This window comes from Photobacterium iliopiscarium, assembly GCF_003026395.1.
GTDB classification, from domain to species: domain Bacteria; phylum Pseudomonadota; class Gammaproteobacteria; order Enterobacterales; family Vibrionaceae; genus Photobacterium; species Photobacterium iliopiscarium.
This window is the reverse complement of sequence record NZ_PYOO01000001.1, coordinates 325349-350125: the sequence shown is the minus strand read 5'-3', so window position 1 is coordinate 350125 and position 24777 is coordinate 325349. Positions and strand designations below refer to the sequence as shown.

The 24777-nt window shown below is 35.3% G+C and carries 28 protein-coding genes; 16 read left to right on the top strand and 12 right to left on the bottom strand.

Annotated features, from left to right (window positions below; translation table 11 throughout):
* Positions 1-93: 93 nt before the first annotated feature.
* Complete coding sequence (gene maoP / locus C9J51_RS01560; RefSeq protein WP_045036268.1) at positions 94-450, bottom strand: DUF413 domain-containing protein; 357 nt, start codon at positions 448-450, stop codon at positions 94-96.
* A gap of 221 nt (positions 451-671) precedes the next feature.
* Between maoP and hdfR the strand changes: the two genes are divergently transcribed.
* A complete protein-coding gene (gene hdfR / locus C9J51_RS01555) occupies positions 672-1532 on the top strand; it encodes an HTH-type transcriptional regulator HdfR (RefSeq protein WP_045036269.1) in 861 nt (286 codons plus the stop codon).
* A gap of 227 nt (positions 1533-1759) precedes the next feature.
* The gene (locus tag C9J51_RS19430; protein ID WP_162836320.1) at positions 1760-1924 is read left to right on the top strand and encodes a hypothetical protein; all 165 of its coding nucleotides are present in this window, start codon (positions 1760-1762) and stop codon (positions 1922-1924) included.
* A gap of 133 nt (positions 1925-2057) precedes the next feature.
* Here C9J51_RS19430 and C9J51_RS01550 read toward each other — a convergent pair whose 3' ends face one another.
* Positions 2058-2513, bottom strand: a complete 456-nt coding sequence (locus C9J51_RS01550) for a hypothetical protein (protein ID WP_045036270.1) — start codon at positions 2511-2513, stop codon at positions 2058-2060.
* Positions 2514-2808: 295 nt separating this feature from the next.
* Between C9J51_RS01550 and mrcB the strand changes: the two genes are divergently transcribed.
* Both mrcB and C9J51_RS01540 read left to right on the top strand, forming a co-directional pair.
* Entirely contained in the window at positions 2809-5148 is a 2340-nt protein-coding gene (gene mrcB, locus C9J51_RS01545) for a penicillin-binding protein 1B (protein WP_045039411.1), read from the top strand.
* A 119-nt stretch (positions 5149-5267) separates the two neighbouring features.
* Positions 5268-5816 (top strand): NUDIX hydrolase, encoded by a 549-nt coding sequence (locus C9J51_RS01540; RefSeq protein ID WP_045036271.1) that lies wholly within the window; start codon positions 5268-5270, stop codon positions 5814-5816.
* Positions 5817-5871: 55 nt separating this feature from the next.
* Here the strand turns inward: C9J51_RS01540 and C9J51_RS01535 are convergent, their stop codons facing one another.
* The gene (locus tag C9J51_RS01535; protein ID WP_045036272.1) at positions 5872-6288 is read right to left on the bottom strand and encodes an META domain-containing protein; all 417 of its coding nucleotides are present in this window, start codon (positions 6286-6288) and stop codon (positions 5872-5874) included.
* A 343-nt stretch (positions 6289-6631) separates the two neighbouring features.
* Between C9J51_RS01535 and C9J51_RS01530 the strand changes: the two genes are divergently transcribed.
* The 4 genes from C9J51_RS01530 to C9J51_RS01515 all read left to right on the top strand — a co-directional run bounded on the left by C9J51_RS01530 (position 6632) and on the right by C9J51_RS01515 (position 8689).
* The gene (locus tag C9J51_RS01530) at positions 6632-6847 is read left to right on the top strand and encodes a DUF3820 family protein (protein ID WP_045036273.1); all 216 of its coding nucleotides are present in this window, start codon (positions 6632-6634) and stop codon (positions 6845-6847) included.
* A 4-nt stretch (positions 6848-6851) separates the two neighbouring features.
* Complete coding sequence (locus tag C9J51_RS01525) at positions 6852-7394, top strand: leucine-rich repeat domain-containing protein (protein WP_052667791.1); 543 nt, start codon at positions 6852-6854, stop codon at positions 7392-7394.
* Positions 7395-7396: 2 nt separating this feature from the next.
* Positions 7397-7780: an SMU1112c/YaeR family gloxylase I-like metalloprotein gene (gene gloA2, locus C9J51_RS01520; RefSeq protein ID WP_045036274.1), complete on the top strand. Its 384-nt coding sequence runs from the start codon at positions 7397-7399 to the stop codon at positions 7778-7780.
* Between the two features lie 120 nt (positions 7781-7900).
* Positions 7901-8689 carry a ParA family protein gene (locus C9J51_RS01515; protein WP_045039413.1) on the top strand — a complete coding sequence of 263 codons (789 nt, stop codon included), beginning with the start codon at positions 7901-7903 and terminating at the stop codon, positions 8687-8689.
* Positions 8690-8732: 43 nt separating this feature from the next.
* Here C9J51_RS01515 and C9J51_RS01510 read toward each other — a convergent pair whose 3' ends face one another.
* Positions 8733-9578, bottom strand: a complete 846-nt coding sequence (locus tag C9J51_RS01510) for a mechanosensitive ion channel family protein (protein WP_045039414.1) — start codon at positions 9576-9578, stop codon at positions 8733-8735.
* 337 nt (positions 9579-9915) lie between these two features.
* On the opposite strand from C9J51_RS01510, the gene C9J51_RS01505 reads away from it, so the two are divergent.
* Positions 9916-11685, top strand: a complete 1770-nt coding sequence (locus C9J51_RS01505) for a DUF4832 domain-containing protein (RefSeq protein WP_045039415.1) — start codon at positions 9916-9918, stop codon at positions 11683-11685.
* A gap of 143 nt (positions 11686-11828) precedes the next feature.
* Positions 11829-12383 carry a rhodanese domain-containing protein gene (locus C9J51_RS01500; RefSeq protein WP_045039416.1) on the top strand — a complete coding sequence of 185 codons (555 nt, stop codon included), beginning with the start codon at positions 11829-11831 and terminating at the stop codon, positions 12381-12383.
* A 63-nt stretch (positions 12384-12446) separates the two neighbouring features.
* On the opposite strand, the gene C9J51_RS01495 is transcribed toward C9J51_RS01500, so the two are convergent.
* From C9J51_RS01495 to C9J51_RS01485, 3 genes are all read right to left on the bottom strand, one after another.
* Positions 12447-12869 (bottom strand): DUF3010 family protein, encoded by a 423-nt coding sequence (locus tag C9J51_RS01495; RefSeq protein WP_045036278.1) that lies wholly within the window; start codon positions 12867-12869, stop codon positions 12447-12449.
* A gap of 149 nt (positions 12870-13018) precedes the next feature.
* A complete protein-coding gene (locus tag C9J51_RS01490; protein WP_045036279.1) occupies positions 13019-13369 on the bottom strand; it encodes a hypothetical protein in 351 nt (116 codons plus the stop codon).
* Positions 13370-13409: 40 nt separating this feature from the next.
* The gene (locus C9J51_RS01485; RefSeq protein WP_045039417.1) at positions 13410-13916 is read right to left on the bottom strand and encodes a M48 metallopeptidase family protein; all 507 of its coding nucleotides are present in this window, start codon (positions 13914-13916) and stop codon (positions 13410-13412) included.
* 138 nt (positions 13917-14054) lie between these two features.
* Between C9J51_RS01485 and C9J51_RS01480 the strand changes: the two genes are divergently transcribed.
* From C9J51_RS01480 to C9J51_RS01470, 3 genes are all read left to right on the top strand, one after another.
* Entirely contained in the window at positions 14055-14501 is a 447-nt protein-coding gene (locus tag C9J51_RS01480; RefSeq protein ID WP_045036281.1) for a methyltransferase family protein, read from the top strand.
* 105 nt (positions 14502-14606) lie between these two features.
* Positions 14607-15140 (top strand): molybdopterin adenylyltransferase, encoded by a 534-nt coding sequence (gene mog / locus C9J51_RS01475; protein ID WP_107274811.1) that lies wholly within the window; start codon positions 14607-14609, stop codon positions 15138-15140.
* A gap of 204 nt (positions 15141-15344) precedes the next feature.
* Entirely contained in the window at positions 15345-15620 is a 276-nt protein-coding gene (locus tag C9J51_RS01470) for a hypothetical protein (RefSeq protein ID WP_045039419.1), read from the top strand.
* Positions 15621-15864: 244 nt separating this feature from the next.
* On the opposite strand, the gene C9J51_RS01465 is transcribed toward C9J51_RS01470, so the two are convergent.
* Entirely contained in the window at positions 15865-16344 is a 480-nt protein-coding gene (locus C9J51_RS01465) for a CreA family protein (RefSeq protein WP_107274810.1), read from the bottom strand.
* A 389-nt stretch (positions 16345-16733) separates the two neighbouring features.
* Between C9J51_RS01465 and C9J51_RS01460 the strand changes: the two genes are divergently transcribed.
* Positions 16734-17069, top strand: coding sequence for a hypothetical protein (locus tag C9J51_RS01460; protein WP_045036301.1), 336 nt, complete (start codon positions 16734-16736; stop codon positions 17067-17069).
* Between the two features lie 92 nt (positions 17070-17161).
* On the opposite strand, the gene C9J51_RS01455 is transcribed toward C9J51_RS01460, so the two are convergent.
* The 4 genes from C9J51_RS01455 to C9J51_RS01440 all read right to left on the bottom strand — a co-directional run bounded on the left by C9J51_RS01455 (position 17162) and on the right by C9J51_RS01440 (position 20931).
* Entirely contained in the window at positions 17162-18202 is a 1041-nt protein-coding gene (locus tag C9J51_RS01455) for a hypothetical protein (RefSeq protein ID WP_107274809.1), read from the bottom strand.
* 121 nt (positions 18203-18323) lie between these two features.
* Entirely contained in the window at positions 18324-18629 is a 306-nt protein-coding gene (locus tag C9J51_RS01450) for a DUF1289 domain-containing protein (RefSeq protein WP_045036303.1), read from the bottom strand.
* A 118-nt stretch (positions 18630-18747) separates the two neighbouring features.
* Entirely contained in the window at positions 18748-19287 is a 540-nt protein-coding gene (locus C9J51_RS01445) for a GNAT family N-acetyltransferase (RefSeq protein ID WP_045036304.1), read from the bottom strand.
* 1131 nt (positions 19288-20418) lie between these two features.
* The gene (locus C9J51_RS01440) at positions 20419-20931 is read right to left on the bottom strand and encodes a hypothetical protein (protein WP_128081756.1); all 513 of its coding nucleotides are present in this window, start codon (positions 20929-20931) and stop codon (positions 20419-20421) included.
* A 194-nt stretch (positions 20932-21125) separates the two neighbouring features.
* On the opposite strand from C9J51_RS01440, the gene C9J51_RS01435 reads away from it, so the two are divergent.
* Positions 21126-21608, top strand: coding sequence for a transcription elongation factor (locus C9J51_RS01435; RefSeq protein WP_045036305.1), 483 nt, complete (start codon positions 21126-21128; stop codon positions 21606-21608).
* A 148-nt stretch (positions 21609-21756) separates the two neighbouring features.
* Positions 21757-24591, top strand: a complete 2835-nt coding sequence (locus C9J51_RS01430; protein WP_407675580.1) for an FAD-binding and (Fe-S)-binding domain-containing protein — start codon at positions 21757-21759, stop codon at positions 24589-24591.
* The last annotated feature ends 186 nt before the right edge of the window (positions 24592-24777 follow it).

Here is a 24777-nt window from a genome sequence, read left to right as displayed (position 1 = left end):
ACAGGCTAATATAAAGAAATAAGCCATCACACAGAGTGGGATGGCTTCATTTTGTTGGCGATTGTTTTGAAAATCCGTTTCTAAAAGTATTACTTAATAATCGAGATCGTTATCAGTACCACTATCGCTATCATCATCATCACTGTATGAGCCTGTCGTATGGGCTCGTTGTGAAACACATAGAGTATAACTACGTGTTTTATGAGTCGTGTGGTTTAGGTATTTAATCCAGCATTTACCAAATTCAGACACTGCTTGTTGTTGACCTTGAACTTCAGCTAAAAACTGTACTTCAGAATCATCAATCGGCAGAGTAGTGCCATCAAATAGTGCCCGCATAGAACGTCCATAGTTTTCTAATACGCTGGCTTCACTAATAGTAAAAACACCCGAGCGGTTAAAGCCGCGTGGGAAATTTTTATCGTCATAAAATTTACCTTCACTTCTCATTCATAAAGTCCTTGATGTGATTTGCGCTGATATTTATCCAGACTTGCAAAGTTGTAAATCAATTATTTTTTATTGTTATGATGAAAATATTTTATTAATATTCGGTGATAATAGGTTGTACTATTCTATTAGGTATTAACATTGAATTTATTCGCTATATAATGACTTATCTTTACCGTTTTTTTTCTATTTAACCTACTCTTATTATTGAGAATTTTTCCGTGGATACTGAATTACTTAAAACGTTCTTGGAAGTTACCAAAACACGTCACTTTGGTCGTGCTGCAGATAACTTATATTTGACCCAATCTGCAGTTAGCTTTCGTATCCGCCAGCTTGAGTCACAATTAGGTAATCCGCTATTTTCTCGTCAACGTGGAAATGTGCACCTTACCGCTGCTGGTGAGCGTTTGCAGCCTTATGCTGAAGCAATTTTGCAAACGTGGGGACGAGCTAAACAAGATGTTGCTTTAACTGATAGTTTAAATACCCAATTGGCGATTGGTGCATCACCCCTATTTTGGGAATTTGATGGTATCTCAGTTTGGATTAATCGTATTTATGCCACCGTACCGAGTCTTGCTCTGCGTTTAGAATCCGTGAAGCGAGAAGGGATGGCAAAACGATTGTTTGATAAAAGCATTGATGTATTTATTACGAGTGAACCCCCTAAAATTGAAAACTTACATGTTCATAAAGTGCGTGATTATCAATTACAACTTGTGACTAATCAGCCTAATTCCAATATGCATAGTGTGCGTGATATGCCGCTTATTTATCTTGATTGGGGCACGCGTTTCTCGGTAGAACATAGTCGTATACCTGAATTACAACGTACACCCGTTCTGCATACCCATTCATGTAAAATGGCTTTAGATTATATTTTGGCTAATGGTGGTGTGGGTTATTTCCCTTCTCTTGTTGTTGCTAGCGGTGCTGCTTTAGGCAAATTGTATGTGGTTGAAGAAGCACCTGTGATGGAACAAAGCCTTTATTTAGTGTGGCGAGAAGGCAGTGATAAAGAAGGATTAATTAATGCAATTGTCGATGTTCCGTTCAAGAATGTGATCGAAAGCATTTGATTTAAATTATTTATTATTACCAGTAAAATAACTTGTTGTACGGGAGCTAATTCCTGAATTAGTCTAAGAAAAAATGCTGCTAGGGTAAGAAACAATGAACTATGGACCGGATTGTCTGTCATGTTTTTTGCATTAACTTAGTACTGTTTTTGTCACAATAGAACATTACAATTGCCAGTGTTCTATTTTAATAATTATCTACTCTGGATGTAGTTCAGGAAACGCAAATGGCTAAGTTAAACCAAAAATTTCACAAAGGCAGCAAATCAAAATTCAATTCTGAATTTGCAGATGATTTTCAGGATTTAGATCTGCAATCTCGTGGTAAGAAGAAACGTCGTGTGACTCGTTCGCGTTTCGATAGTCCGGAGTACAGTGATTTCGATTATTAATAGTGATGTGTAATTCACGAGAAAAGATCGGCAATTAAGTATTAAAAAAGGCGTACCTAGAAGGGTACGCCTTTTTGTTATCACAGAAGCATCATTGTTATATACGGTGATGGCTAATAACAATGATTAACGGTTATGGTTTGGTCTTTTGTTCATTTAATGTTGCGTATCGGTGCAGTAACTCAGTTAATACACTGACCCAACCAAACGCATTATCAGGTGCATTGACTAAGATTTTTTCCACTTCCGCGCAATGTTGTTCTAATGTCACCGCCTCTTCCAGTTGAAAAGAAATTGCATAAAAATGCCATAGTAATAAGCGGATCATACGTTCGCTATTTTGTTTGGCATTATCAGAATCAGAAAATGCAATATTAACTTCTCCCAAGGCAATCGCAGTCATTCGTAGCATTGCATCAAACTGGGTTGATTTTAAACGCTCGTCACTGTCAATTTCTTCTTGATCAAAGGTAAATATTTCCTGCATCACATCTTCTGGTACCATACGACCTATTACGCGAAGGCTAAATTCTTCTAATTCATGTCGTGGCATGGTTAAAAGGCAGTTTAAGGTGTAATCACGTTGCATATAATTTCTCGCAGATACCATGACGCCGATCAGGATTGATCATAAGGCGAATGATTAAAGGGACATATTTTGGAGTATTTAAGTGTAAAAGGCTAATAAAACCCAAATTTATGGATTAACGCTAAAATATCTGACAACGTGATGACAACCAGATTTACCCATTAAATTATATTAATTCTAAATAAAATCAGTGTGCAGACACGGGTCTTATTTAGCGAATGCTTCACCAATATATGTTGGCTGCCACTGTTATTTACACCGTGGTAATGACGAACTTATTACATTGAACAGGCTTATGACGTCGAATAATCAACAATCATCCCCTCAAGTGCCTCAAATAAAGAAAAAACGTAGTGCTATCGTGCGTGCTTTAATTGGTGCAACATTAATTGGCACTGCTGGTATGGCTTATTTAGGCTATAACTTAAACCAACAAATTGGTGCTAAGTTTGCTGGTCAATTATGGCAATTACCGTCTGTTGTTTATGCGCGAGAAATGGCATTACAGCCCGGTGCGCCGATAACATACAATACCTTGGTCAATGAACTTAAAGTCTTAGGGTATCAAAAAGTTGCACATCCTGATCAAAGTGGTGAATACGCAGCTAACGGTTGGAAAGTTGATTTTGTACGCCGACCATTTAATTTTAAAGAAGGGCCTGAAGGGGCGCGTCATGTGTCGGTGTCATTTAATAATGACAGCATAACCCGCATTATAGATTTAGATTCTAATCGTGAATTAGGATTTTTACATATTGATCCTAAGATGTTAGGGATGCTAGAAGCCCATTCAGACGAACAGCGTATTTATTTACCTGAAGATAAAATGCCTAAATTATTGGTCGCAGGATTAATTGATACAGAAGATCGTCATTTCTATGAACATGATGGTATTTCATTAGTGGGTATCGCACGCGCCTTTGTTGCCAATATTAAAGCGGGTCACACTGTTCAAGGTGGTAGCACGCTAACGCAGCAATTAGCGAAGAACATGTTTTTAAGCAATCAGCGTTCATTCTGGCGTAAATTCAAAGAAGCTTACATGGCGATCATTATTGATACTCGCTATGGCAAACAAGAAGTCCTTGATGCTTATATGAACCAAGTGTATCTGGCTCAGTTTGGTGGGCATGGTATTCATGGTTTTGCCTTAGCATCTCGTTATTATTTTGACCGACCATTATCTGAATTACGTGTTGATCAATTAGCGTTGTTAATTGGTATGGTAAAAGGACCAACATATTACAATCCTTGGCGTCACCCAGTACGGGCAAAAGAGCGCCGAAATATTGTATTAAGTTTAATGAATAAAAACGGTGAGATTAGTGATAAAGTTTATCAAGCCTCAATTAAACTGCCGCTTGATATTCAAGAAAAAGGACAACTTGCGAAACGTCAACTTGCTTATTTTGACCAAATTAAAACAGAGCTTGAGCAAAAAGCAGGAGCCGCGTTTGAAGCAGGTAAAGGATTACGTATTTTTACCTCGCTTGATCCTCAATCACAAAAATTAGCCGAAGCTGCTGTCGCTAAAATAATGCCTGAAGTGCAAAAGCGCGCAGGTAAGGACTTACAAACCGCAGTGGTTATTGTTGATCGTACTACGGGTGAAATTCGTGCCATGATCGGTGGTGATAAACCAGGATTTGCAGGTTATAACCGCGCGATAAATGCCCAGCGTCAAGTGGGATCTGTGATTAAACCTGCGCTGTACCTTAGTGCATTAGAAAATCCAGCTCGGTTTAGTCTTGCTACATCATTAAAAGATCAACCGTTATCCATTAAAATGCATGATGGCGCAACTTGGAGCCCACGTAATTACGATCGTAAATACCGTGGTGAAGTACCTTTATTTGTTGCACTGGCTAAGTCATACAACGTGCCAACGGTGAACTTAGGCATGGCTGTTGGTGTTGATAAGGTGACAGATACGTTAACTAAATTAGGTATTCCACGGGAAGCCATTCCTCAAGTTCCTTCTTTATTTCTTGGTTCAATTAGCTTATCACCGCTAGACGTAGCACAAATGTACCAGGGGATTGGTAATGAAGGCTCTTTAGCTCCGCTAACGGCGTTGAATGCTGTTGTTGATGAGAATGGCAAAGTATTGTATCAAAACTGGCCTAAAGCGGCGGAGGTTGTACCATCACAAGCGGCATGGTTAACGATGTTTGCTCTGCAAGATACGGTTAAGTTTGGTACTGCCCATTTGCTGAATAAATTATTCCCAAATACGCATTTAGCGGGTAAGACAGGCACGACGAATAATGGTCGTGATAGTTGGTATGTTGGTATCGATGGTCGTGAAGTTGTAACGGTTTGGATGGGACGTGATGATAATAAGAGTACCCATTTAACGGGTGCGAGTGGTGCATTACGTCTTTACACTAATTATATTCAACACCGTAAGCCTGAACCATTATTGCTACGACAGCCCGCAAATATTGAAGCTGAAAAATATAATATTGCCGCTGATGGTGAATATATTCCAAGTTGTATTGGCAAAACACGGATGCCTATTTGGGATCCGCACGGTGATCTTAAACAAAACTGCCAAGTCGAAAAAGTGAAAGATAAAGTCGAAAAAGCAAAACATAAAGTTGAAGGTTTTTTCAATAATTTGTTTAATTGGTAAATAAGTACTTACTATCTTAAAGCCTCCTTATTTGGAGGCTTTTTTATATATAGAGGGTTCGTGTTTTAGCGATGGGTTCGGTAGAATTTTCGCTTGCAATATAGAATGAGTAATTTTTGATGCGCTTTTTAAAATCATCAGTACATACTGATTTAGCTACGTTTGACCTTCAATCACCCACATTGACGGTATATCATCGCCAAGCAACACGCGCGATTGTGCTTAATGGTGACAATATTTTGATGTTATATACTGCTCGTTACCATGATTACACCTTACCTGGTGGTGGTATTGATGCTGGAGAAGATCATATTCAAGGTTTAATAAGGGAATTAGCTGAAGAAACGGGTGCAATGAATGTACGTGATATTGAACCATTTGGTGTATATGAAGAATATCGACCTTGGCATAAAGCTGAGTATGATATTGTACACATGGAATCATTTTGTTATGTCTGTAAGATTGATGCTCAATTAGGCGCGACACAGCTAGAGGATTATGAGCAGAAAAATGGCATGAAGCCGGTGTGGATTAATATTTTTGACGCTATAGCGCATAATGAACATACGATGCAGTTTTCTGATAAAAAAGGCATGTCTATTGAGCGGGAAACTTTTTTATTAAAACGTATTGTGACAGAGTTATTGGTAAAACCTGTGACACAATAGCGTTTTATAAAAAACCCACAATCCTTATTTAATTCTTGTGGGTTATAAAATAAGTTTATTTTTTTACAACACGCTTAAATGTCACAGTGTGATTATCTGAACTTAATATCAACGTATTACTATTAACCAAAAAATCAGATGGTCCAGTTAGCATTTGTTTAACAAAACCATCAACAGTTGCTTGCTCATTTTGAATGCACATTTTTTGAGTAGATATTAAATTTCTAGTCGTAATATCTTGAGTTGTAATGCGTATTTTACCTGTTAACGTATTACACCCTGAATAAGTAGCATTAAAGTTTTTGTTAATTGTTAGTTGCGGTTTGATGGTTAAAGCATCGACAGGTTGAGTGTAACCATCAATAGAACTTACAGCCCATGTATTGATAAGATCGGTTGTATTTTCCGGTGAATTTGCACAGCCTGTTAATATTGTTGCAATGAATAGCGTTGTTAGTAACGTTTTTTTCATGAAGATTCTCTTAATCTTATTGACGGGTGTACCGTAAGGTATTGAGATTTAAGTTGTTTTTTATGCTGATAATCAATATCTAAATAGGAAAATGAAAAAGATAGATTGATTATCTAATTATATCCGTTTGCTATTAATGAAAAAAACGGTCATTAAGTGTGACAAAGATCGCTAAAAATGTAAATGTGCAGTTGTTAAATAATAGGATATTAATTGGCTAAATATCTACATGGTATGTGTTATTTTTAATAGGGTAGATTACTGTCTAAGCGTAGTTGTTTCATCGCAGTTATTATTTATGGCTGTTACTATTTAAGTTATTAATATCATTAATGAGGTATTTATGTTTCAAAAACAGCATCTTGTGCAATTGGCTAATATGAAAATGCCATTCGGTAAATATGCTGGTCGCGTATTGATTGATTTGCCTGATGAATATTTATTATGGTTTCAAAAGCAAGGTTTTCCTGAGGGACAATTAGGCACATTGATGGCATTAGCGCTTGAATTTAAGATAGAAGGGTTAGAGTCAGTCATTCGCCCTTTGAAGCAGGTTTAATTAAGTGTCAGCGTATCGCCATAGCCATTTATGGACAATTGTTGTTGCCGTTATTATTGGTGTTGTACTTGCAGGATGTGCACAACCAACAACAATTAATTCGGTAACGTTTCTTGACTCGAATTTTAAACGTTGTGTTGTGGCTCAAGGTAAGGAAAATATTCAACAGATCACTGTCTTAAAATGTAGTCACTTCAATATACGAGATGCACGAGAGATACGTTATTTAACGGGTTTAAATAGCTTAGATTTATCATCAAACCAACTGACTTATCTTGATATTAGCCATAATTCTCAATTGCAACTTGTTAGTGTTGAACATAATAAATTGGCCTATTTGGATCTGTCGGATAATCCGCAATTACAGATAGTAAATGTCAGTTTTAATCATTTGAAAGCAATTGACGTGAGTGACAACCCATTACTCATGTATTTAAATTATGATAATACGTTAATTAAGCATGTTGATATTAGTCATAATCCTCGTTTACTTGCTCCGTTTTATACTATCGATGTGCCAAATGGCCCCACAATAATGGCAGAATAATAATGTTAAAAGCAATTCATCATGTCGCAATTATCTGTAGTGATTACTCACGTTCAAAAGCGTTTTATTCACAATTATTACAATTAGAGATTGTCTGTGAAACTTATCGAACTGAACGTGATTCATATAAATTAGATTTAAAGTTACCCGATAATAGTCAAATAGAGTTGTTTTCATTTAATGGAGCACCTCAACGTCCGAGTTACCCTGAAGCGCAAGGGTTACGTCATTTAGCTTTTGCTGTTGATGATATTGCAGTGACGGTACGTTATCTCGAGAGTAATGGGGTTGAAGTTGAACCTATTCGTATTGATGAGTTAACCAATAAAGCCTTTACTTTTTTTAATGATCCTGATGGTTTGCCGTTAGAGCTTTATCAAATTTAATAAATATAAAGATAAAAATAGCAAAGCATAGACCACAGATGAAATGATATCTTTAACTAACAACTATATGCGTGTGTGTGTATAGTTGTTAGCTGTTATTGATGATCAAGGATGAAGTAAATGCGCAGGATTATTTTTAATCAAAAAGGCGGTGTGGGTAAATCAAGTATCACCGTTAATTTAGCTGCAATTAGTGCAGCTAAAGGGTATAAAACATTAGTCATTGATCTTGATGTTCAAGGTAATAGTAGCGCTTATTTAGGGATTGATATTAATCAACCTAATGATAAAACAATGGCTGAATTACTCAATCAAACAGCATCTTGGTTTGCGGTATCAACGCCTGTTTGTGATTATCCTCAAGCAACAGCGTATGATAATTTATTTATTATTCCGTCGAGCCCTAAACTTGATAAGTTAGAAGTGGAGCTTGAACGTCGTTATAAAATCTATAAACTCCGTGAAGTCCTTGATGCATTAGCCGCAGATTTCGATCGTGTTTATATCGATACCCCGCCTAATTTTAATTTTTATACTAAAGCGGGTTTGATCGCAGCAGATAGATTATTAATTCCTTTTGATTGTGATAGTTTTTCTCAACAAGCCTTAATTAAAGTAATGGATAATTTGGCCGAATTACGCGACGACCATAATCGTAATTTAGTATTAGAAGGTATTATCGTTAATATGTTCAATCTACAGGCAAAGTTTCCTCGTCAAATCATTGAAGAGCTTACCAAGCTTGGGTTGCCTATTTTAGAACCTTATTTATCACAATCTATAAAAATGAAAGAATCGCATTATCAACAATGTCCGATGTTATATTTTGATTCGACCCATAAATTGACTCAGCAATTTATTTCATTGTATACGGGCCTTGAAGCGAGTGTCGCATTGGAAAATAAATAAGAAACCTATAAATGGTAATTCGATTTAAATTACCATTTATACATTATGCTGTTGGTGTCGAAAATGTTTGTATGTATTCTTCCATAAAATCACGACGAATATCTTGTTCAAGATGGGTTGCGCGTTCTGTTGGGCAAAATAGCATAAAATGTACAATTTGTTCGCCTGTGGTTGAGCTACTAATGTGAATATGGGGCTCAGAACCGGGAAGGTCGACACCCGCATGTTTTTCAATAACACTATTATAGCGACGTGCTACATCAATAAAATCTTCACAGTGATGATCAATTTTAGTGATCATTATCGGTAATAAAGGGTATAGATTCACGAAGTCTCTAACAACGATTGAAAAATTATGATAGACATAACGTTTCATAAAATTAAGATTTTTAACGGGATAAGTGAAAAACATACTGTTTGGTAAAGTGGCTGTTTTTCCGGTGTAATGATATTGGCCATGATGGAGATCTATTTCTTGAATAACCGTTGCCATCATATTGTGTTCAATCACTTCACCACAAATTTTGCCGACTTCTATCCAATCACCGATGCGAAATGAACGTGAACTTGCTCGCTGAATAGAACCCGTAAAACAAAGAATAATTTCTTTTGATGCGACGACAATAGCAACGGCGATTGCAGTAACAGATAGCGCAAATTCACTTATTTCCGATCGCCATAATGCAAATAAAACCACTAACGCTAAAATAAATGTTCCATTTTTAGTGCGTGACATCCATTTCCGTTGTGTTTCGGTAACGAAAAAGTCATCTCCGCGTATTTGCGATAAAATAACGCGTCGAATAATAATAATAGTAGTAATAATTAGCACACTAAAGAGGGTTTTATTAGTTAATAAGGTACTAAATATTTCATTAATTATATCCATTTTAATTCCTTTGTGTTTATTATGTTAATCATTAATATAAGTAAGATCGCATATGTTGGTATTTAAAGCCAATAATTATTTTTATTTTGTTAAATGTTTCCTATTTTAAAAATATAAGTGATGGGAGGCAATGCGTGTTTTTTGTGAGTTTATATTATTGAAAGTTATATAAAATATAATTTAAAGGAACATTTTTATTTTATTTCATTATAAATGTCATTGTTTTATAATATATTATTATATAAAGCTTAATAATATTCTTCTTTTCCTGTAGTGTATGAAATAAAATACATGCTGTCTGCTTTACTGTTCAGTCCATTATAGGATATCTAATCTAATGAGTTCCACATTACTTTCTCTTCTTCTTGCATCTTCTATTATACATCCTACCATTTATCCTTCTTCTAATAGTGATGTTAATAATTCAGTAAATGATAACAATGTAATAAATATTTATCCTAAATCAAGTGATGCGATATTAACAAACCCAGGTATTGGTTTTACAGAATTACAACGAATAGTAAGTAACCAACCAACTAATCCTTTTTATGAAGGAGCACCTGTTCTTTCTTATCCCGATACAAGTACGGTATATTATCGTTTTTATTGGGATCAATTAACAAAATCAGATAATCCAAATCTCAATGAAGCAATGCTTAAAAGAAAGATTGATAATGTGTTACAAATAGCGGCATCAGTAAATAAAAAAGTTGTTCTTCGTTTTATGGCTCTGCGAGGTAAAGGCGATCCTATTTATGATGCTGATGTAAATAAAGACAGCAGTGGCATACCTTGTCGGTTAGTTCAAGAGTTATACGGTCATGGTTTAAATGGAACAAGCTGTCATTTATCCGATAAAGAAGCCGTATATATGTTTAAAAATCCTTGGTTTCTTCATCGAACCCAAGAATTTTTATCTGCATTAGGTAAGCGCTATGATAATAATAAAACATTACTACGTATTGATGTCGGGATGGTGGGTACATGGGGAGAATGGAATTTATATGGGTATGCGTCAAAGAATAGTGCAAGTGTTGGACTTCCAGATAATGGATATAAATTTAAAGATCTTCAACCTTATATTGATGCCATCATAACCTCTTTTCCACATACACCTAAACTTATGGCTGGCACTAATAAAGGTGATTTTCTTAGTTATGCAACAGGTAAAGGGATGGGGTGGCGAGTAGATTGTTTAGGTGACTGGACTAAAGGTTGGAATCACATGGAAAATGGCTATCCAACGATTATTTCTCATATGACCGATATGTTAACCAATAGTCATCCTGACCTTTATTTTAATAAACGCTGGAAAAAAGTTGCGGTTGATTTTGAAATCTGTCAAGGATCGTTGCAGGATTGGTACAATATCAATAATCCTCTACACCTTACATATAATCAGGTGCAAAAAACTTTTGATTTTGCTTTAAATCAACATGCTTCATTAATTAATGTTAAATCTGGTGCTATACCTGAAGAGTATCAACCTTTAGTTAAACAGTTTTTAAATAAATTAGGTTATAGATATCAATTAGATCATGCTGAAATAAATAATGTAGTGCAGAATAATCATTATTTATCTATTAAATCAACATGGGAAAATTTAGGTGTTGCACCAAGTTATACTAATTATCCGGTTACTTGGCGTTTACGATCTGCTAATGGTAATGTTGTTGCTTATTATACTTCTAAGGCGAATATTGTTAATTGGCTACCTGCCGATAATGATGATAATAAAAGTCCGACTTATATTGTGAATGAGAAATTTAAAATTACCAACATTCCTCAAGGAAAGTATTTTCTTGATGTCGGTTTAGTGGAAAAAAATAGTCATAAAGCGAAGATAAGCTTAGCGATTGACACTAAACTTACTGATGATAATGGTAAATATTATGTTCCGGATAATCGTGGTCAATACCAGTCTGAGAATAATAAATACAATATGGCATCTAGTAGCGGTAAATATGCAACCCAAGATATTAAGAATAAACAATTAAATCACCATTCTGTATATAAATTATTTGTTGATAATCATAGTAAACAGTACATTGAGCAACAGAATAATATAGGTCGTTGGAATGAGATAACCATGATAAATGTTATTTAATTTTTAATTATTCATAAAAATAAGGTAATGTTAAACCTAAGCTATTAAATAGCTTAGGTTTTTAGTAGTAAAATATCTAAGGTACTAAGTGGTTTATTATGTTATTAATGGAGATATATTTTATAGTGTAAAGGATAACAAATATGCATATTTTCACTGATCGTAAACATATTATTATTGATACCCGATCATCTGATGAATTTTTAGATCATCATATAGAAGGTAGTGTTTTTGTTGGATTTAGTGGGGGTAATTTTAAGCATTGGTTAGAATTGTTATTACCTGATAAACATGCAGATATTGAGGTTATTGCTACTGTTATTGATGCCGATAAAGTGATGATGGTTGTTAATGAGCTTGGTTATACGAAAGCTAAATTGATGGAATTTGATTCTACAGGGGAAGTGTTAAATCATATTTCAGCAAATGAATTTAAAAAGATGCAACAAACGAGTGATTCAGCGGTATTGGACGTACGCGAGGTTGATGAATACCAGCAAGGTTCAATTGCTAATGCTGAAAAACTGCCATTATCAGATCTTCTTCAGGGTCAGTTACCGAACGAAGATAAAGAATATATTGTCCATTGTGGTAGTGGTTATCGTTCTGTTATTGCTCTGTCTTTATTGAAATTGCTTGGTCGATGTAAATTGATTAATTTAGATGGGGGTTATCAACAAGGTCTTGATAAAAAATAAGTTGGTCTAATTAAACGGCAGAGTATTAATACTCTGCCTTTGTATTAGTTATCGCTGATATTATTAGCGACCAAGAAATGCATAACCAGTTGTAAATGCAGCTTCTTGGAATTGACGTAAACCGGTTGCGCGGAAATCAATCGCCATCGGATTACGTTTTAATTTTTCTTTGATATCTGCGTTAGACATAAAGCTAACATCAAGATCATCAATTAACTGAATAGCCGATTCAAGCTTAAAGCCAACAGAGCTTCCTGCAAACTTTCCGCGCGTTTCACGGGTACGGATCACTACTTTTTCTACTTTGTAGTCATCAAGTAGTTTTTTAAATGCAAATTGGAAATCTCTCATTTTTTGGTTATCAAGAGAATTATCCATAACGAATTTCTGAGTACGGCACTCTGGAATACCGATCATTCCGCCTTCTAAAGTGAGTAGACAAATAATGGCTTCGTTGCTGCGTAGTTCAACTGAACAAACTTTCATGTTTATACCTGAATCATAATATTTTGGTCGTTATTGTAGGCTAAAAAGCGGTTAGCCGTTAGTCATGCGGTAGTTTTTTATTAATATTGTTTATGTCTATAGAGAACAAAGCCAACGATAAACTATTATCGTTGGCAAAGATTGTATGATTAGCTGCGTTTAACGGGTTTGTAAGTGCAACCAGCAGCTAAATATGTTTCTTTATCTGTAATTTCAAAGGTAGTGTAGAAGAACCAAGCAATAAAACGCATCATTTCATCACCATCATTCATTACCCACTCAGCAAACTCTTCCGGTTCACCTTGCTCATTTTCTTGACTAAACACGTGGTAAATACGTTTTTCGCCTTCAATTTCCGCGAGACTAAAATGTCCGATTAAAGCTGCGGCAGCCTCTGCAACTTCAGGTTCTTCATTGTTTGCTAGCATCTCAAGGATTGCAGATACAGAATCAAGTTGTGCTAATTCTTTTACCAGTGTTTCAAATTCTTCTTGTTGCATGATGTTATCTCATAATTACACTATGATGAGTATCATAACCTTAATTGTAAATAGAACCAAAATGTTCAACTTGCGTTAAGTACATTCGCATATCAAATTCAAGTTGATGGTATTGCGGTTCCATATGGCAACAAAGTTGGTAGAAGGCTTTGTTATGCTCTTTTTCTCTTAAATGCGCGAGTTCGTGAACAACAATCATGCGTAAAAAGGGCAATGGTGCATCTTTAAATACGGCAGCTATTCTGATTTCATGTTTTGCTTTAAGTTTATTGCCGTGTACACGTGAAACAAAAGTATGTAGGCCCAATGCGTGATTTATAACATTAATTTTATTGTCGTAACCGACTTTACTGATCGGGGCTGATTTTTTTAAATACTGATTTTTTAATTCAATAACATAATCATAAAGGGCTTTTTCTGTTTTAATGGTATGAGGTGCAGGGTAACGGTTAAGAAGCAATGTTTTGAGTTGGTCTTTGTCAATTAATTGCTTAACTTGATCCACGAGATGAGAGGGATAACCTTGAATATATTTAAGTTGTTGCATGACCGATATGACTCTTAACCAAAAGACTCATGCTATAAGGTGACCACTGTTGAGGCAACCTTATTATTTGATAACACCGATGAACAGTTAAAATAACCACAATAATATACATATATATCAGTAATAAGGATGATGACTGTGGCTTTAAAAATACCGCCCCCTGTTTTTATGTTAATGGCATTAATTATGATGCTTGGATGTCATTATTTACTGCCATGGTGGCAATTTAAACCACGTTGGATCATCGCTATCCCATTGGTTATTATTGCTGTGGTGAGTGGTTTTTTGTCGGTGTTGGCTTTGGCTAAGGCGAATACAACGATCAGTCCTTTTATACCAAAGCAAACAGCTCGATTAGTAACGCGCGGTATATATCAATATAGCCGTAACCCAATGTATGTCAGTTTATTGTTATTATTGATAGCCGCTGTATTTATTTATGGTGAATTATCAACAATATTGGGTGTGGTTTTCTTTATAATAGTGATTAATCACTATCAAATTAAACCAGAAGAAAAGGTATTATTAACCTTATTTGGTGATAAATATGTTCAATATTGCGGTCAAGTAAGGCGATGGTTTTGATCTCTGATTTACTGTCTTATTGATTTTTATACATGGGGTAACCATTGGTAGTGATGGAAATGTTACTATTCAATGTAAGATTGATTTTAAGTGAAGAGGCGACACATGAGTAAAGCAAAAATTGGTATCGTAACCGTGAGTGATCGTGCGAGTGCTGGTATTTATGAAGATATTTCAGGACAAGCTATTATAGATACATTGAATGATTATCTTACTTCGGAGTGGGAGCCTATTTATAAAATTATTCCTGATGAACAAGATATTATTGAAGCGACATTAATTGAGATGACAGATGTGGATCAATGTAGTTTAGTTGTGACTACTGGTGGAACAGGTCCAGCTAAGCGTGATGTTACACCTGAAGCAACAGAAGCTGTTTGTGATCGAATGATGCCAGGTTTTGGTGAATTAATGCGTGCAGAATCATTAAAATTTGTTCCGACGGCAATTTTATCACGCCAGACTGCTGGATTACGTGGTGATAGCTTAATTGTAAATTTACCCGGTAAACCAAAGTCTATTCGTGAGTGCTTAGATGCTGTTTTTCCTGCTATTCCATATTGCATTGATTTAATGAATGGTCCATTTTTAATGTGTAATGAAGACGTTATTAAACCATTTCGTCCTAAAAATAAATAACTATTTTTCAATGATATTACTTAGCGATACTGCGGTATCGCTTTTTTTATTAAAGATAATGAATGAAGGTCACAAAAATATTAAATAAAGGTCAGTAAAATATTAATAACATTTACCTTGTGAATTGTTATTATTTTTCATTTGTAATATTCTCAGGAAATCTTATTATTGGAAGCGTAAAAATGTCACTGAATGGATTTGAATATGGATGTTAAAGCAAGTTGGGGTTTTATTTCTGTTTCTTTAGGCATTATTTATCTGTTATGGAGTGGTATGTTATTCAGTGGCATAATTGGTCAAGAGCATATATTTACTGAAATGGGAGCGTTTCTTAATCTTGCTGGTTCTGATTTGTATCATAATACATATGAGGAAAATATATTAGCAGTTGATCAACATAAGAATTTTGTTGTTTTGCTAACAGGAATATGTATGGCAACTATTGGTTTATTATTAATGAAAAATTATTTACGTAAGTAATCAAACGTTCTTTAGTTATAAAATTTAAACAAGTAAAAATAAAGTAAATAATATTTTTATTCATTGAAAAATACGTGTCTATATTTGTATTAGGTATAATAGTAAGGCATTGATAGCTTTTAATAAAAAATTTAGTTGTTTTCAATGTTTTTAAATTAATGTTCTTGGTGTTATTCCGTTATCAGTTAGCATTAAAGCCTCTTAGTTATCTTTAATAGTAAAGAGGCAATATTGCTATTAATTATTATTTAGTTGCAGTAGCGGGAGCAACGTAAGCTTTAGTTCCCCACAATGGTACTGTTGATAAACTGTGTTTATAACTACCGGTTGTCGTTTTAGTTGAATATGATAAATACATCAATGTTTCTGATTGAGGATCATAAATTCGACGTATTTTCATTGATTTAAAAAAGATACTTTTCGATTTTTTAAAGACGACTTCGCCTGATTTTGATTTATCAATATTAGCTATCATTTCAGGCGTTATTTCACCTGTTTGGCGGCATGAAATAGAAGAATCAGAAGGATCGGCCAAACTTAAATCTGCTTCAATACTCGCTATATGACATGTAACACCCGGTACTACCGGATCGATTAATGTATTTAATTTAATATCTTTAGTGGTGAACATTCCTAAAGAAACATCACCCACTTCATTATCTGAGCAACCACTTAGTGTTAATGCGATAGCAAGTGAACTTGCGGCGATTAAAACTTTTCTCATATAAAACTCCCTGTTTAATGAACAATCTCACTTAAACATTTTAATTATAGTTTGTTATTATTACGCTAAGTTATACGTAAAATTCTATTATTTTCATTATACACTATTTCATATAGTGGTTTTGTCATCAATAAATCATACTTAGTTCAGTGTGGTAAAAATAAATATCATAGCGTTAAATGGGAAAATGATATCACATTAACAGGTTGATAAATAAGGATTATATTGATTTATTTATCGTGTTATAAAATCAAGTTTTTCGTAAAAATGAGATATTTTATTAAAAATGGTCTTTTCAATTGTTAAAATTACACATAGGATGAATGTAGCAATATTGTTATTATAATAATTATCAACGGATGATTATTACTGATTATGAGGAGGATATGATGTCAAATATTCTTGCGTTTCCAGTAAAAGAACAGCCTCGCGATCGTACGCCGTTAGAATTAATTGTTGAACAGGAATTGTTAGATTTAGGTGCAGATAGTTACATGATTGACATTGTTATCGAGCGAATGGAAAAGTTTTTAGTACTTGCTTCGTTTGAGTTTGATTTGAAAATGAAAGTATCTAAACATTGTTTAGATGAAATGAATCAAAATGTATTTCCTGTTATTTCTGATATGCAGGAATCAATGCGAAACACAATGAATGATATGTTAACTGAGCGTGTGTTACATGAAATTCGATTATACAATTTAGAACAACATGCCGTTAAATAATCGATGTCTCTACTTTTTTATAATTTGATGTACGATTAGAGTCGTTTTTTATAATGCCGCTGGTTAATTATTATTATCACAGCGGCTTTTTATTATTTTTTGTTACCTAATTGCCAAATTTTTTCTGCGCGGCTGCCTATTCCCCAAAAACTTAATGCTAATATCGCAAAAAATAGCGCTTTGTGTAACGTGTTCCAGAAATATTCAAAGTAACGGCTATAGAGACACAGTAATAAAAAGATAATACCAAAAGCGCGTATTAAAGAGGTGTTGGTTTTAATGCCGTAAAAAATTGCGCTTATAGTAATGCAGAACATTGCGACACTCCAGCCCCACAATTCGACCTGTTTGACATGAGACCAAGCCCGTAAGCTGTCATAATTACCAAAAATAGTTAGCATCCATAACGCAGTAAAGAAATAAATCAAGCCAATAAACAACGTGGCTTCTTTAGCAAAGTAGAATCGACTATGAGGCTTAAAGATGGCGCTTAATCCCACAATCAGTATTCCTACCAATATAAACCGTAATGGAATGTTCATTCCCCAAAAAAGGTAATGATCTTGTGCAAGGTATGAGGTTTCAGTTAGCACCCATAAGCCAATACCCAATAAAGCAAATAACCACACTAAGACAGATCGAAGTTGAAGTCCGACAATCGCATAAACTATTGTTGGAAGGAGTATGAAAATACTGTCGCGCCAATGTAATGCTAAAGTGGTGTGACTGAAAAATCCACTTGCTACGGCTGTTATGAGTACACCAAAAAAGAACATGGCTTCATTACTGACGGTTTTTTGTGGATAGCGCTGGCGGCGTTTAACACCGAAGTAAAACAATAGGCTAGCAAGAATAGCACTTAGTACCGTTAGCACGCTTGCTGGAGTGTTAATGAGACGTGAGACTAATGCCATTAGATAATCATCAGCGACCAATAAGATCACTGAAAGAATAAAGCAGGCGATAGCAATCCAAAAAGAATAGACAGCAAGGAGTTTCCAATCAAAATTAATGATGTGGTAACTCTGACGTAATTGCTGTGCTTGTTGATCATCAATCAGCTGCTGTTGTTGCCATTGGGTAATTGTATCGCTAAGAAGCTGTCCCTGACGCTTATTAACTTTTATGTCCATATTGGTTCCAGATAGTATCGAGCGCGTATGTGCGTTGTATTATCTTATAATATAGTAATAATTGTAACGGCTTGGATGTATTAATGGCATAGCGGTTGGTGTCTGTCTATATGGTGAAATATTATAAGGTTGGCATCAATGATAAGCATTGACGACATAAACAAGCATTAGGCGAATCGGTGAGTGTTTGACGAGGTTCAATCTCAAAGCACCAGCAGGTCGATTTTCCTGCTTGAATGTCACATTGTGCGGGTTGTTGGCATTGTGGACATTGATGGGTTGATGTTATTGCTTTTATTTCAGCCATGATCGCCAGTTGTTGGTGTTCTGGATAGGCTATCCAGTGGCTGATTTCTGTCATTGTTCGTAAACAGCCACTGCAAATACCAGCATTATTTTTACATTTAGCGACACAAGGTGATTTCACAATTAATACTCATTAATAACTAACGTTCAGTAATGAGTATGCTAACGATTAATAAGCATAAATGCTACTTTCACCAGCATGATAATATGACGAGTATTTTTTACATTATGGTGCCTCTTTATGATGCTGCCTGTTTTAGCATTTCATAGATCGCAATATTATCTTGTGATACGTGATGACTGGGTATTGTGAGAGCGGGTACATGTTTCATGCCAATTTTGATCATGACGTTTTCAGGGCCTGACACTGTTTTTAAATGACGTCCATAAAGGTGATCTAAATTGAGTTTATTAAACCCAAATTCTTTTATTCGTTCAACGGCCTCGGTGCAATAACCATTGCCCCAGAAAGGAACGCCAATCCAATAACCGAGTTGTGCACTGTGCTGGCTAATGTTTTCTAATCCTGCACAGCCGATAAGTTGGTGATTACTTTTTAGAGTAATAGCAAAAATAGCAGACTGGTGACTATGCCAACCTGCTAAATGTTTACCTATCCACTTTCCTGCCATACCATCAGAATAAGGATGTGGAACACTAATCGTACCATTAGCGATATCAACATTGCCTGCTAGCAGTTGTATCTTGGTTGCGTCAGATAATTCTAAAGGACGAAGAATTAAGCGTTCAGTCGTTAATAGCGGTTGATTTTTATTCATGGAATAGACTCATAAACATGGCAAGATGTGACTATTAATCAATAAATACACATTAATTTATAGGGCTACGATCAATTATTGAGTGAGTAACTGGTTTAAATCGTAAATTTGTGGAGTAACGCTGAATTCTTATTATGGTATGGATCTTACTATTAGCATTAGTTTTGAGGTTTTTGGGTGGAGTGTCTGTAATAATGTGGATGCGTATTTGCAAGATGATACACAGTTACAATCTGACGTTATGTAAATACTATTTTTAGATGTATTAACCGTAAATTTAATTGGAACGTAGTGTATTGTTGTTATTTTTTCTAAAAATGAAATCTCTTAGCTAAAATACTGTAAATATTTGTTTGGCAATAGAATGTACTTTTTGTTTATTTAGCAATGCGTTAGCTTTTTTTTAGTTGATAATTAACGGATTAATGAAATTTTTTACAAAAAAAAAGATGAGAATAGTTGTCAAAAAGCAAAAACATAATTATATTAACTAGGTTGATGTAGATCGTTAGGTGAAAGTTATTTTAAAAATCAGAAAGTTTTAGTTTCTATTCTTTCCTAAATTACCCTCCTCGAAGTCTTGTCACGCTACTATTTATCCACAATGGAACTTATTATTAGGCATTGTTGTCATAAATAGAGATACAAATGAAGTTGTTCATAATAATTCAATTAATATGTCATTATAATGTCATTATAATGTCATACAGGATTGATTAACTAGAACACGAATAGTCGAGTAAGAACGGTATTAATATACAGTGATATCAACCTTGCTCATTGGGAAAAAAATGAGAGGTTTATAATGAAAACACGTAGTCGTAGACAGTGGTTTTACCATAAAAATCAAACAACTAAAGCACTTAAAGCTTAGGTTTGAGCTAAACATTTCTTTGTCGACAATAAAGAAGTGAATACACTTAATTATCCTCTAATTAAGTGTTTGTTGAAGATTGTTTATAACAAAAATCAACCGCCAAAGTAGCCAGAAATACATATTCACGTTATAACATTTCTGGCTAACTTATATCCTTTTATAATATCTGTTTATTGTCTTTGTTTTTATAAATGTAATCGTTTGCTTATGTTCTAAGTGAGTTGTTATTAATTATAATTATGCATCTTGTGTTGTTATCTATATAAAGATCCGCCAATGATAATGTCGTTAGGAATGGTTGTGAGTGGTATATTTCCAATATAAATATTACCGTCTACGACCAATTTATTCGGTAAAGTAAGAATTTTGCTATTTTGAAGAAATAAATTCCCTTTGACGTAAAGATTATCCGGTAATTTAGTAAGTTGTGTATGGGCAACACTAAGATCGCCGAGTACGCGTAAACCAAAGTTAAGTTCTTTAATGTTAGAGTAAGCGAGATTGATATAGCCTTTGACATTAAGGGCTAACGGTAAATGTTCTATATCACTATATGCCAAGTTAAGGTTACCTTTAACGGTAAGGCTGAGGGGTAATATACCAATACGACTATTTTCGAGATTAAGATTACCATTAACAATTAATGGATCGGGTAAGCGGATATCACCACTGTCTTTTAATGAAATATTGCCATAACTGTCTTGATAATTAAGTAAATGGATCGAGGTAAGTGCAACAGCAGGTTGTACTATAACCAGACATATCACGTATAACAATCGCTTAACAAGCCACATAATAAATAGACCTAGGTATTTTGGGTGATGAACAAGTGTCTGTATCGGTCTAAGTGTCTATTTCTTTAGGATTAGATGACGCTGTTGATGATAATTTACGGCTATTTTTGTTTGTCTCCTTATTCAATGTATAATCAGCGCCCATTTGATTAAGAGCGGGATCAGTGATGAATAAAGATGTGTTACTTGAACATATTCAGCAGCAATTAGAGCTAACCTTAGATATTGCCACAGAAGCAGCAATGCGAGCTTATAACACGGCAACAGACGATGAAAATGTCGCTGAAAATAAATATGATACCTTTGCACTAGAAGCGTCTTATCTTGCACATGGTCAAGCACAACGTGTCGTGGAATGTAAGGCTGATATCAGTGCATACCAACAGTTACTTGCAAAAATGCCAACTCAGCAACATTCGGTTGTTGTTGGTCATTTAGTTTCTTTAGAAGATCATCAAGGTGCGCCTAAATTAGTCTTTTTAGGACCCGCAGCGGGAGGGTTGAAATTTATTATAGATGGTGAAGAAGTGATTACTGTTACGCCCAGTTCTCCGTTTGGTGAAGCATTACTTGGACGAGAGGTTGATGAAGAAGTAGATATTCATATTGGTAGTAATATCGTCTTGTTTGATGTTATTAATATTGTTTAATCATGACTAATTTACCTCACTGTTCATGCTTATCATCAAAAGTGTGAATTAGTTAAGAGTTACCACCATCTCGATAGCAGTAGAATCATTTATTCTGACACAAAATTATGAGCATAAAGGTTATGCCTAATACTAATTACGTGGAGTAATGATGCAACCTGCTTATGCTAATTTAATAGAGCAATTACGCCAGAAAATTGATGAAAAAAGAATTGTTACTGATCCAACGTTAATGTTGGCTTATGGTACTGATGCCAGTTTTTATCGTTTATTACCGCAATTAGTTCTACAGCTTGATACGCTTGATGAAGTTATTTTTGTCATTAAAACCTGCTATGAACGTCAAATTCCAATGACTTTTCGTGCCGCAGGTACGAGTCTTTCTGGTCAAGCTCAATCAGATTCAGTGTTAATTACATTAACGCGACGTTGGCGTGATTATAAAGTGCTTAATGATGGCGCTCAAATTTGGTTGCAGCCGGGGCTTATTGGTGCTGAAGCTAATACTATTTTAGCGCCATTTGGACGAAAAATTGGTCCTGATCCTGGTTCGATTAATAGTTGTAAGATTGGTGGTATTGTCGCTAATAATGCGTCAGGCATGTGTTGCGGTACTTCTCAGAATAGCTACCGTACCATTGCGGGAATGACGGTGGTATTAGCGGATGGTACGTTACTTAATACGTTAGATATCAATAGTATTGCTGCCTTTAAAAAAAGCCATTCTAAAATGGTTTCAGAATTAAAGTTATTGGTGAGTGAATGTCAGGCTAATCGTGTTTTAACCGATAAAATTCGCCATAAATACCGCTTAAAAAATACCACCGGATACAGTTTAAATGCGTTGGTGGATTTTGATGATCCGATCGATGTGTTGCAGCATTTATTTATTGGCTCAGAAGGTACATTAGGTTTTATTGCCGATGTAACTTATAACACCGTTGTGAATCATGCATTTAAAGCGTCAGGATTGTTTGTGTTTTCTGACATAGAACAAACATGCCTTGCGGTAAGTCAATTGAGTAAAACCCGTGTCGCGGCGGTAGAGTTAATGGATAATCGTTCATTGGCATCTGTGGCAGAAAAACCAGGCATGCCACGCTTTATTGCTCAATTAGGTCTTGATGGCAATACTGAAGCGGCGGCATTACTGATTGAGTTACATGCTGAAGATGAACACGATTTACAGCTTCAAAGTGATGGTATACAACAGATAATCAATGTTTTTTCACCCATTGAACAAGTAGATTTCAGCCGTGATCCTCATGTTTGTGAGCAATTATGGGGTATTCGTAAAGAGCTGTTTCCTGCGGTGGGTGCGGTACGAGAAAGTGGTACAACAGTCATCATTGAAGATGTCGCCTTTCCTATTGCTCAATTGGCTCCAGCGGTTCGTGATTTGCAAACACTCTTTGTTAAATTTGAATACCATGAAGCTATCATTTTTGGACATGCTTTAGCGGGGAATTTACACTTTGTCTTTACACAAGCATTTGATACACAAGCTGAAATTGAACGTTACAGTGCGTTTATGGATGCTGTTGCCCAATTGGTTTCGGTTGATTATCAAGGATCATTAAAAGCAGAGCATGGTACTGGTCGTAATATGGCACCGTTTATTGAACTTGAATGGGGGTATGAGGGCTATCAGTTAATGTTGGCTATTAAAGGTATTTTTGATTCTGGTAGTATTTTAAATCCTGGTGTGATCATTAATGCAGATAAAAAAGCCCATATTAAAAATTTGAAAGCCATGCCTGTTGCTGATGAGCTTATTGATAAGTGTGTTGAATGTGGTTTTTGTGAGCCAGTATGTCCTTCGCGTAATTTGTCGTTAACGCCACGTCAGCGTAATACCGTATTTCGAGAAATATCACGCTTGCGACGCAGTAATGATGATCCTGCTCGTTTAGCTGCAATGGAAAAAACATATCGTTATTATGGGCTTGATACATGTGCTGGTACGGGCTTATGCGCTGAACGTTGTCCTGTTGGGATTAATACGGGTGATTTAGTGCGTAAATTACGTCAAAATCATACGCCAAAAGCCAAGAAAATTGCGTCATGGACAGGGGCTCATTTTGCAACAGTGACGGCTTCTGCGAAGGCGGGATTAATTGTTGCTAGTCAGATGCATAAAGTACTTGGCACAGATAAAATGCTTAAGTTAACGCATAAAGCTTACCAATTATCAGGTCATAAAATACCGCAATGGACACCGCATTTACCATTAGCTGCGACTAAAATAACCCCTCCAATTATAAGTAATATCACTAAAGAGCGAGTGGTTTATTTCCCTAGCTGTGCGGCACGAAATATGGGGGTTGAAGCACAAGCAAAAGATATGCGGCCACTAACAGAAGTAACAATTTCGCTGTTAGAAAAGGCTGGTTATGAGGTTATATTACCTGAAGATTTAGACAATCAATGTTGTGGCATGCCCTATATCAGTAAGGGGTTTCCTGAAACAGCACAGGTAAAAGCGCACCAACTTGAAAATGTATTATGGGAAGCGTCGCTACAAGGCCAATATCCGATATTAATGGATACTAGTCCATGTGCTAGTACCAGTAAGCAATATTTGCGTAAAGAATTGACGATTTATGAGCCCTTTAAATTTGTAGCCGATTTTGTTTTACCAAGATTGAAGATTATTCCGCAAGCAGATCCTGTGATGTTACATATTACTTGTACCTCCAGACGTGAAGGATTAGCGCCTATCATTGAGCGTGTAACGAAGGCATGTGCAATGCAGGTGATTATTCCTGATGATATAACGTGTTGTGGTTTTGCGGGCGATAAAGGTTTTACGAAACCTGAACTTAATGCAAGTGCACTCGCGCCGTTAAAAGCACAAGTCCCTGCTGGTTGTAGTGAAGGATATTCAAATAGTCGTACGTGTGAAATTGGATTATCAGAACATAGTGGTATCGAGTATCGTTCAATTTTATACTTAGTGGATAAAGTGAGTTACCGTTATTAATCATTAATAGTTTATTTATGATAAACAACGCTCGAATTTTATCTTTTATAAAACCTCAATATATATTGGGGTTTTGTTTTTAGATTTGCCTAAATTATATCGCAATAAAGAGAAACTTTATTTTAGTGAACGTATTCGTTACAAAGCGATTAAAAAGTGGGCGTAAATAAATATGGTTATTAAGTT

Coding starts and splice junctions, on each gene's coding strand:
- C9J51_RS01435 (WP_045036305.1), top strand. CDS start 21,126: ATGAATAAAGATGTGTTACTTGAACATATTCAGCAGCAATTAGAGCTA.
- gloA2 (WP_045036274.1), top strand. CDS start 7,397: ATGTTAAAAGCAATTCATCATGTCGCAATTATCTGTAGTGATTACTCA.
- mog (WP_107274811.1), top strand. CDS start 14,607: ATGAGTAAAGCAAAAATTGGTATCGTAACCGTGAGTGATCGTGCGAGT.
- C9J51_RS01540 (WP_045036271.1), top strand. CDS start 5,268: ATGCGCTTTTTAAAATCATCAGTACATACTGATTTAGCTACGTTTGAC.
- C9J51_RS01505 (WP_045039415.1), top strand. CDS start 9,916: ATGAGTTCCACATTACTTTCTCTTCTTCTTGCATCTTCTATTATACAT.
- C9J51_RS01500 (WP_045039416.1), top strand. CDS start 11,829: ATGCATATTTTCACTGATCGTAAACATATTATTATTGATACCCGATCA.
- C9J51_RS01465 (WP_107274810.1), bottom strand. CDS start 16,344: ATGAGAAAAGTTTTAATCGCCGCAAGTTCACTTGCTATCGCATTAACA.
- C9J51_RS01490 (WP_045036279.1), bottom strand. CDS start 13,369: ATGCAACAAGAAGAATTTGAAACACTGGTAAAAGAATTAGCACAACTT.
- C9J51_RS01485 (WP_045039417.1), bottom strand. CDS start 13,916: ATGCAACAACTTAAATATATTCAAGGTTATCCCTCTCATCTCGTGGAT.
- C9J51_RS01530 (WP_045036273.1), top strand. CDS start 6,632: ATGTTTCAAAAACAGCATCTTGTGCAATTGGCTAATATGAAAATGCCA.
- C9J51_RS01470 (WP_045039419.1), top strand. CDS start 15,345: ATGGATGTTAAAGCAAGTTGGGGTTTTATTTCTGTTTCTTTAGGCATT.
- C9J51_RS01510 (WP_045039414.1), bottom strand. CDS start 9,578: ATGGATATAATTAATGAAATATTTAGTACCTTATTAACTAATAAAACC.
- C9J51_RS01535 (WP_045036272.1), bottom strand. CDS start 6,288: ATGAAAAAAACGTTACTAACAACGCTATTCATTGCAACAATATTAACA.
- C9J51_RS01455 (WP_107274809.1), bottom strand. CDS start 18,202: ATGGACATAAAAGTTAATAAGCGTCAGGGACAGCTTCTTAGCGATACA.
- C9J51_RS01430 (WP_407675580.1), top strand. CDS start 21,757: ATGATGCAACCTGCTTATGCTAATTTAATAGAGCAATTACGCCAGAAA.
- C9J51_RS01445 (WP_045036304.1), bottom strand. CDS start 19,287: ATGAATAAAAATCAACCGCTATTAACGACTGAACGCTTAATTCTTCGT.
- C9J51_RS19430 (WP_162836320.1), top strand. CDS start 1,760: ATGGCTAAGTTAAACCAAAAATTTCACAAAGGCAGCAAATCAAAATTC.
- C9J51_RS01550 (WP_045036270.1), bottom strand. CDS start 2,513: ATGCAACGTGATTACACCTTAAACTGCCTTTTAACCATGCCACGACAT.
- mrcB (WP_045039411.1), top strand. CDS start 2,809: ATGACGTCGAATAATCAACAATCATCCCCTCAAGTGCCTCAAATAAAG.
- C9J51_RS01495 (WP_045036278.1), bottom strand. CDS start 12,869: ATGAAAGTTTGTTCAGTTGAACTACGCAGCAACGAAGCCATTATTTGT.
- C9J51_RS01460 (WP_045036301.1), top strand. CDS start 16,734: ATGTCAAATATTCTTGCGTTTCCAGTAAAAGAACAGCCTCGCGATCGT.
- maoP (WP_045036268.1), bottom strand. CDS start 450: ATGAGAAGTGAAGGTAAATTTTATGACGATAAAAATTTCCCACGCGGC.
- C9J51_RS01515 (WP_045039413.1), top strand. CDS start 7,901: ATGCGCAGGATTATTTTTAATCAAAAAGGCGGTGTGGGTAAATCAAGT.